The 7,786-nt window shown below is 69.8% G+C and carries 6 protein-coding genes and 2 pseudogenes; 4 read left to right on the top strand and 4 right to left on the bottom strand.

Features of this window, described 5'->3' with window-relative positions; genetic code table 11:
• A pseudogene (locus tag QN345_RS13130) lies at positions 1 to 1,380 on the bottom strand (AAA family ATPase); the annotation flags it as partial.
• A gap of 197 nt (positions 1,381 to 1,577) precedes the next feature.
• Between QN345_RS13130 and QN345_RS13125 the strand changes: the two are divergent.
• From QN345_RS13125 to QN345_RS13115, 3 genes are read left to right on the top strand one after another with little or no spacing between them, the layout of a single operon-like run.
• Positions 1,578 to 2,570 carry an adenosine deaminase gene (locus QN345_RS13125; protein WP_322135258.1) on the top strand — a complete coding sequence of 331 codons (993 nt, stop codon included), beginning with the start codon at positions 1,578 to 1,580 and terminating at the stop codon, positions 2,568 to 2,570.
• 33 nt (positions 2,571 to 2,603) lie between these two features.
• Positions 2,604 to 2,891: a hypothetical protein gene (locus QN345_RS13120; RefSeq protein ID WP_322135257.1), complete on the top strand. Its 288-nt coding sequence runs from the start codon at positions 2,604 to 2,606 to the stop codon at positions 2,889 to 2,891.
• Complete coding sequence (locus tag QN345_RS13115; RefSeq protein ID WP_322135256.1) at positions 2,884 to 3,825, top strand: alpha-L-glutamate ligase; 942 nt, start codon at positions 2,884 to 2,886, stop codon at positions 3,823 to 3,825. The genes QN345_RS13120 and QN345_RS13115 overlap by 8 nt, the downstream gene beginning before the upstream one ends.
• A 59-nt stretch (positions 3,826 to 3,884) precedes the next feature.
• Here QN345_RS13115 and QN345_RS13110 read toward each other — a convergent pair whose 3' ends face one another.
• On the bottom strand, positions 3,885 to 4,901 hold the full coding sequence (locus tag QN345_RS13110; RefSeq protein ID WP_134558253.1) for a magnesium and cobalt transport protein CorA: 1,017 nt from the start codon (positions 4,899 to 4,901) through the stop codon (positions 3,885 to 3,887).
• A gap of 63 nt (positions 4,902 to 4,964) precedes the next feature.
• On the opposite strand from QN345_RS13110, the gene QN345_RS13105 reads away from it, so the two are divergent.
• The gene (locus QN345_RS13105) at positions 4,965 to 5,660 is read left to right on the top strand and encodes a 4'-phosphopantetheinyl transferase family protein (RefSeq protein WP_322140949.1); all 696 of its coding nucleotides are present in this window, start codon (positions 4,965 to 4,967) and stop codon (positions 5,658 to 5,660) included.
• On the opposite strand, the gene QN345_RS13100 is transcribed toward QN345_RS13105, so the two are convergent.
• Together QN345_RS13100 and QN345_RS13095 are read right to left on the bottom strand one after the other, a co-directional pair.
• A complete protein-coding gene (locus tag QN345_RS13100) occupies positions 5,617 to 7,065 on the bottom strand; it encodes a M1 family metallopeptidase (protein ID WP_322135254.1) in 1,449 nt (482 codons plus the stop codon). The genes QN345_RS13105 and QN345_RS13100 overlap by 44 nt on opposite strands.
• A pseudogene (locus QN345_RS13095) lies at positions 7,038 to 7,786 on the bottom strand (amino acid adenylation protein); the annotation flags it as partial. The gene QN345_RS13100 and the pseudogene QN345_RS13095, both read right to left, overlap by 28 nt.

Below are 7,786 nucleotides of genomic sequence, written 5' to 3'. Positions count from 1 at the left end.
GTTCTGGGCGAGGCGCTCGAGCGCGTGCCGCTCGAGCCGGGCGGTCGTCGACGGCGGGGAGGACAGCTGGGCGAGCCTCGCGAGTTCGCCGAGGGCGTCGAGCACGGAGACGCCGAGGGCAGGGTCGCGCCGGGTGAGGGCGCCGCGGTAGTCGAGCAGCACCTTGCGGAGCCGCACGAGGGCGTCGTCGACGTCGCCGACCATCGGCTGGACGGCCTTCTCGTTGCGGGTGATCGAGGCGATCAGGTCGCGGCGCAGCAGCCGTGGGGTGACGGCGACGCCGGGGAGGCCGACCTGGGTGAGGCGCTGGTTGATGCCGTCGAGGCTCGAGCGGCGGGCGCTCACGACGAGGACACGCTTGTGCTGGGAGATCAGGGAGCCGATCGCGTTGACGATCGTCTGGGTGCCTCCGGTACCGGGCAGGGTCTTGACGACGAGGGAGTTCCCTGCCGCGATCTGCGCGACGACGTTCTCCTGTTCGGGGTCTGCGTCGAGCAGCAGCACGTCGGTCGCGGGCGGCCGGGAGTCCTGGCCGATCGGCACGACGGGGTTGTATGCGCCCTCGATGGCCTGTCGGGCGCTCGGGTTCCCCGCGATCGCGTCGAGCAGCGGATGCTCGAGGTGCGCGGCATCCGCCTTCATGGCCCGGCCGACGTCGGCGAAGGACGATGCGACGAGGCGCGGGGTGACGTTGAACCAGGGCAGGTGCGAGGTGAGGCCGCGGAGGCGGTCGATCACGGGCTGCGGTTTGAAGGCGCCGTTGGTCACGGCGAGCGCGACGAAGGCGTCGGCGTCGAGGGTGATCTGGAACTGCTCGTGCAGCGCGCGGCCGAGTTCGGGATTCAGGAACGGCTGGCCCTTGAGCTTCAGCTCGAAGTCGCGGCCGTAGCGGCGGATCGCGAGCGGGCGGAGCAGCACCGGGCCGAGGAAGTCGACGTCGCCGAAGCGCCATTCGGCGAGGCCGATGCCCAGGTGCACCGATTCGATGCCGCGCATGGAGCGCAGTTCGATGCCCTTCTGGGTGATCTCACCGGCCGCGAGGCGGGCGTTGCGCAGCGCGAGTTCGTCGCGGATGAGGTTGGAGAGCAGGGTGGACTTCCCGGTGATGAACTGCGGGAGTCCTCCGGGGTGGGCCTGGCTCAGTTCGATGCGGGTGCGCGGCTCGTCGGCGAAGTGCAACAGAGGCGAGCGCCCGCCGATCTCGGCGAGTTCGGTGCGCCATCGGTTCCAGACCGGCTCGGCGATGTTTCCCGCGACGACCGAGGGATCCCCGAGGCTCACGGTCTGCGGGGAGACCGCATTCCGCGGCTCACCCGACGGAGCATCCGGGTTGGTCGACAGGATGTCGTCGTCATCTTGTTTTCTATCGAGGCGCCACACACCGACACCCTAAGTCCGGAAAACACCGTTCGGCCGCAGGCTCCCCGGGTTTCGCGGGGATTCGCGGGAAAACCCGCGGATTTGTCGTGTTTGCCGACCGTCGTGCTGGACCGTGCGCTGGCGGGCGCTTCCGCCGGTGCGCTGAAGGAGGACACCACTGGTGAATCGGAGCCGACCGGGCTTGCGAGAATGGGGAAATGAAACTCCCCCTGGTCGAACTCCACCTGCACATCGAGGGCACTCTCGAACCGGAGCTCATCTTCGAGCTGGCCGAACGCAATGCCGTCGTCCTGCCTTTCGCGACCCTGGCGGAGTTGCGGGCGCAATACGAGTTCACCGATCTGCAATCCTTCCTCAATCTGTACTACCACAACCTCGACGTCCTGCGCCAAGCCGCCGACTTCACGGACCTGACCCGGGCCTACCTCCGCCGGGCCGCTGACGCGGGAGTGCGGCACGCCGAGATCTTCTTCGACCCGCAGGCGCACACGAGCCGCGGCATCCCGTTGCTGACCGCGCTCGGCGGGGTGGCGGATGCCCTCGGCACCTCGGTCCCGGACTTCGGCATCTCGACGAAACTGATCGTGACGTTCCTGCGCGACCGGCCCGCGAACGAGGCCCTGCAGATCCTCCGCGAGATTCTCGCGAGCGGCTACACGATCGACGGTGTCGGACTCGACTCCGCGGAGGTCGGCTACCCTCCGGAACTGTTCGAGGAGGTCTTCGCGCTCGCCGCGGCGAACGGGCTGCGCCGGGTCGCGCACGCCGGCGAGGAGGGCCCGCCCGAGTACGTCTGGAGCGCGCTCGACCGGCTCGGGGTGGAGCGGATCGACCACGGCATCCGCAGCCTCGAGGATCCCGCGCTCGTCGAACGGCTCGTGCGCGAGCGGGTGCCGCTCACGGTCTGCCCGTTCTCGAACGTGCGGCTGCGTGCGATCGACACGCTCGCCGACCACCCCATCGTGCGGATGCTCGACCTCGGCCTGCTCGCGACGGTCAACTCGGACGACCCCGCGTACTTCGGCGGGTACATCGACGACAACCTCGCGGCGCTCGACGCCGAGTTCGGACTCGGGCCTGACCGGCTCGCCCTCCTCGCCCGGAACGGGATCGAAGCCTCGTTCCTCGATCCGGCGGAGAAGGCCGCGCTCGGCGCGGACGTCGACGCCTGGCGCGCCGCCCAGGCGTGACCGGCACCGCGAACGAGGGCTAGGGCCCCTGAGGTGCAGGGCGCCGGGACCGGTGAGGCCCTCGTCCGTGCCGCGATCGACGAGGCCCGCGCCTGGGGCGTCTCCGCCGTCGTGCCGGTTTTCACCGCCTGCAGGACCGTGCGATCCCGACAGCAGCGAGACGAACAACTGGATGTCCGAGTCGGCTGGCTCGTGCTCGGCACGGTGGTTGTCCGGGTCCCCGAGCGCGGTGCTCGCCGGTCACGCACCGTCACAACCTGCCACGGAGACGACCCTGGTCGCGCGGCCTCTGCCGTGTTCGTACGCTGGAGTGATGACTGAGCTGCCGCGCGTGTACATCCTCCACGAGAACCCCGACTGGCTGCCGCCGTTCACCGCGGCCTTCGCCGCAGAAGGCGTCGCTGCGGAGGAGGTCCTGCTGACCCGTGGCTCCATCGATCTCGACGCCGAACCCGCACCGGGCGTGTACTGGTCGCGGATGAGCGCCTCGGCGCACAGCCGCGGAAACGTGCACTCGAAGGACTACACCCGGGCCTATCTCCGCTGGCTCGAAGACTCCGGACGCCGCGTCGTCAACGGCGGGGACACGATCAACTTCGAGGTGAGCAAGGTGCAGCAACACCGCGCCCTGCGCGCGGCGGGCTTTGACGTTCCGAAGACCGTTGCCGTGTTCGGTCGTGACGACCTGCGTGAGCGCTCCCGCGAATTCGCGACGCCGTTCATCACGAAGCACAACCAGGGCGGCAAAGGACTCGGCGTGCGGCGCTTCGACTCGTTCGAGGAGTTCGACGCCTACCTGGCCTCGCCGCTCTTCGAGGAGCCGGCCGACGGCATCACTCTGCTCCAGGAATACCTGCCCGCGGAACGGCCCTTCATCACCCGGGTCGAGTTCGTCGGCGGGCGTTACGTCTACGCGGTCCGGGTCGACATCTCGGCGGGTAGTTTCGAACTGTGTCCGGCAGACGCGTGTGTCATCGACCCGGGAAACGACGCGGCACCGGTCGAGCCGTTCGCCCTGCGCGAGGGCTTCGACAGCGACCCACTGATCGCCCGGTACGAGGCCTTCCTCGCCGACCACGGCATCGAGATCGCCGGCATCGAGTTCATCGAGACCGCCGACGGCCGCCGGGTCACCTACGACGTCAACACGAACACGAACTACAACCCCGCCGTCGAGGCCAGCGCCCCGCTGCCGGCTGCCCGGGCGATCGCCCGGTTCCTCGGCGGGTTGCTGACGGCGAGCGTCCCGGCCTGACCCTTCGCTTCGGGCCTCAGGCGATCGGTTCTGATCTGCGCGGCGGGCGCCCGAAGCAGCTACAGCCAGTTGTTCTTCTTGAAGACGCGCCAGAGCACGAAGCCGCCCGCGACCATCAGCCCGAGGGCATAGGGGTAGCCGTACTCCCAGTGCAGCTCCGGCATGTTCTCGAAGTTCATCCCGTACACGGTTCCGACGAGGGTCGGGGCGAACAGGATCGCCGCCCAGCTCGAGATCTTCTTGACCTCTTCACTCTGGGCCAGGCCCGTCTCCGAGAGGCGCCGGGTCTCGTCGTTCTGGCGCTGGGTGACGAGGGTCGAGTGCACGATCAGCGCGTTGTCGAGGATCTGCCGGAAAGCCGAGCCGCGCTCGTTGATCCGCAGCACGTGGTCGAGCACGTCGTCGAGGTGGTGGTGCAGCTCGACCTCGACGTTGTACTTCGCGAAGCCGCGCTTGAGGGCCTCGAGCATGCCGATCAGCGGCTGGGTCGCCCGCTGGAACTCGATCACCTCGCGGGACAGGTCGTAGATGCGCCGGGCGACCTCGGGGTCGCCGTCGAAGATCTCGTCCTCGATCTCGTCGATGTCGTTCTCGAGGCCGGCGATCACGGGCGCGTATTCGTCGACGAGCTGGTCGAAGATCGCGTAGAGCACCGCCTCAGGGCCGAGGGCCAGGAGCCTCGGCGTCGACTCCATCCGTGCGCGCACCTTCGCGAGGTCCGGGGATTCGGCGTGGCGGATGGTCACGACGAAATCGGGCCCGACGAAGACGTGCAGTTCGCCGAATTCGACCCGCTCCTCGGCGTCGATGTACCGGGCCGGGCGGAGCACCACGAAGAGGATGTCGTCGAACCGTTCGAGCTTGGAACGCTGGTGTCCCTTGAGCGCGTCCTCGACCGACAGGTGGTGCAGGTTGAACTCCGCGGCGATGGAGCGCAGCTCAGCCTCTTCTGGCCGGTACATCCCGATCCAGGCGAAGCCGCCGCATTCGGTCAGAGTCGCATAGGTCTCATCGAGGGAGGCGGGCGTCGCGAGGCGTCGACCGTCCACGTAGACCGCGTTGTCAATCAGTGTCATGTCGTGCTCCTCGAGTGCAGCTACCAGTGTGCCACCGGCCGTGGGTTCGGCCACACTTGGTGCATGGAATCCATCGGCGAGGTGATCGTCATGGTCGCGCCGCGTTCACCAACGGATGCCGCCGACCGAGCCGTGCTGGCGGCGGCCGCCGCGTGGGCGCTCGGCCTCGATCCCGCGAGCGTGCGGGTCTGTCGCCGCTGCCCGCACTGCGGGAGCGCCGAGCACGGGGTGCCCTCCCTCGCGGCCGTGACATCCGGGTCTGCGCCGCACCCGACCGTTCACCTGAGCCTCAGCCGGGCGTCCGGCCACGTCGCCGTCGCGGTGAGCTTCGCCGGGCCCGTCGGCGTCGACGTCGAAAGCGTGGACGCCGTCGCCCGCTCCCCCCTCGCCGACGTCGCCCTGTCTCCTCGCGAGCGGGCGGCGAACGCCGCAGACCTCGCCGGGATCTGGTGTGCGAAGGAGGCGATCCTGAAGTCGACCGGAGACGGCCTCCGCGTCGATCCGCGCGACCTCACCCTCGCCCCCGCCCCAACGGCCGGGTTCGGCCCGGCGCTCGCCTCCTGGCCCGGCGCCGGCGTCGCCCTGGCCGGCATCCTCCTCGCGAGCTTCGACCCCGGCGCCGGTCTCGGGCTCGTCGGCCGGGTCGCCGTGCTCGCCCGTCCCGGAACCGGCCCCGCGTCTCAGCCGGCCCTCCGACTGCTCGCCGCCCCCGACGTCAGAGCTTGGGGAGGGCGGTCCGGTAGATCCAGCGGTCGATGATGCGGCGGATTTCCTCGCTCCCGGTGTGGATGGAGACGAACTCGACAAAGGCATCCGTCGAGACGAGGCCGTGCCGGTTCGCGCGGGCCCAGGCGCGCAGGGTGTCGAAGAACACCGCGTCGCCGAGGGAGCGCCGCACGGCGTGCAGGGCGAGCGCACCGCGCTTGTAGACCCGGTCGTCGAACATGTTGTGCGGGCCGGGATCGCCGATGAGGAGGTCCTGCGGTTGCGCCTCGAGCCTGCCGCGGTGGAACACCGCGCTCTGCTCCGCGGTGCGTCCGCCGGCGTGTTCGCCCCAGATCCATTCCGCGTAGCAGGCGAAACCCTCCTGCAGCCAGATGTCGCGCCACGCGGCGGCGGTGAGGCTGTTGCCGAACCACTGGTGCGCGAGCTCGTGGGCGATCAGGCGGTCGCTGCCATGGTTGCCGTCGACGTGGTTGCGGCCGAACACGGCGAGGCCGTGCGCCTCGAGCGGGATCTCGAGCACGTCATCCGTCACGACGACCGAGTACCCCGGGAACGGGTAGGGGCCGAAGGTCGTGCTGAACACCGAGACCATCTCGCCGAGCCTGCCGAAGTCGACGCCGACGTTGTGCGCGAGGTTCGACGGGAAGTGCAGCATGATCGGCACCGGGGCCGGGCCGCCCGCCGCAACCGGCGGCAGCACACTCGAACGGTACCGGCCGATCATCACGGAGGCGAGGTAGGTCGCCATCGGTTCGACGACCTCGAAGGTCCACCTGGTGTGGCCGGAACGGGTCGACTTCGCGGTGAGCGTGCCGTTCGAGACCACGGTGTACGGCGCCTCGCAGCTCACCGCGATCCGGTACGTCGCCTTGTTGCTCGGGTGGTCGTTGCAGGGGAACCAGGACGCGGCCCCGCACGGCTGGCCCGCGACGAGCACGCCGTCGAGCAGTTCCTCCCAGCCGACCTCTCCCCAGATGCTCCGCAGCGGATGCGGCGCCCCGCGATACCGCACGGCGATCTCGAACCGTTCCCCGGCTTCCATCGTCGTCAGCGGGGTCACCACGAGCTTGCGTCCGGTGTGCACGAACTTGCGCGGCCGGGCGCCGTTGACCGTGACCCGGTCGACGCTCAGCCCGTCGAAGTCGAGGCTGAACCGGTCCAGGCGCATCGTCGCCACGAGGGTGATCGTCGCGGTCGCGCGCAACTGGTTGGTCGCGACCCGGTAGTCCAGGTCGAGGTCGTAGTGCAGCGCCCGGTAGCCGCCGTTGCCCGCGCCGATCAGATAGGGATCGCCGGCCGTGCCGGCGCCGATCGTCGTCGGGAGGTTGAGGGCGACCTTGCCGGGCGAGCCGGCGGAGCCCTTGCCTGCGGAGCCCTTTTCGGCGCCGTTCTTCCCGCCGGTCTGCGGGCTCACGGTGTCCACGGCAGTCTGCGCCACGGCGAGATCGGGTTCCCTGACCAGACCGACCCGGCAGGAACCCGCTCGCCGCGCATCACGAGAGACGCGGGGCCGACCGTCGCTCCGGCATCCACCGATGCGGCGGGCAGGATCACGCTGTGCGGTCCGAGGGTGGCACCCTCGGCGAGCGCGACCTGGTCGAGCTGCATGATCCGGTCGTGGAACAGGTGAGTCTGCACGACGCAGCCCCGGTTCACGGTGACCCCGTCGCCGAGGGCCACGAGGTCCGCTTCCGGCAGCCAGTATGTCTCGCACCAGACGCCGCGGCCCACCCGGGCCCCGATCGTGCGCAGGAACATCGACAGGGCGGGGGTCCCTGCGGCCTTCGCCGCGAACCACGGCCGGGCGACCATCTCGACGAAGGTGTCCGAGACCTCGTTGCGCCAGATGAACGATGACCAGAGCGGATGCTCGCTCACGGAGATCCTCCCGACGAGCGCCCACTTGGCGAGGCTCGTCACGACCGCGGCGACGGCACCGGCCGCGAGGAGCACGATCCCGCCGAGCAGGATCGCCCAGCCGAGACCGAGGCCGAGCCAGAGGGCGTCGAGCGCGGCGAGCACGCCGAGGGCGATCAGCCCGGTCACGACAACCGGCACGATCCGCAGCACCTCCCAGAAGGCACGGGCCGGTGTCGGGCTTGGCGGCGTCCGCGGCGAGGAGGTCGCGGATCTGGGTGAGCAGGTCGAGCTCGGTCGCG

The sequence above is a fragment of the Cryobacterium sp. 10I1 genome, from assembly GCF_035019805.1.
GTDB lineage: Bacteria > Actinomycetota > Actinomycetes > Actinomycetales > Microbacteriaceae > Cryobacterium > Cryobacterium glucosi.
The sequence above is the reverse complement of the archived record's forward strand: the minus strand, read 5'-3'. Positions and strand labels throughout refer to the sequence as shown.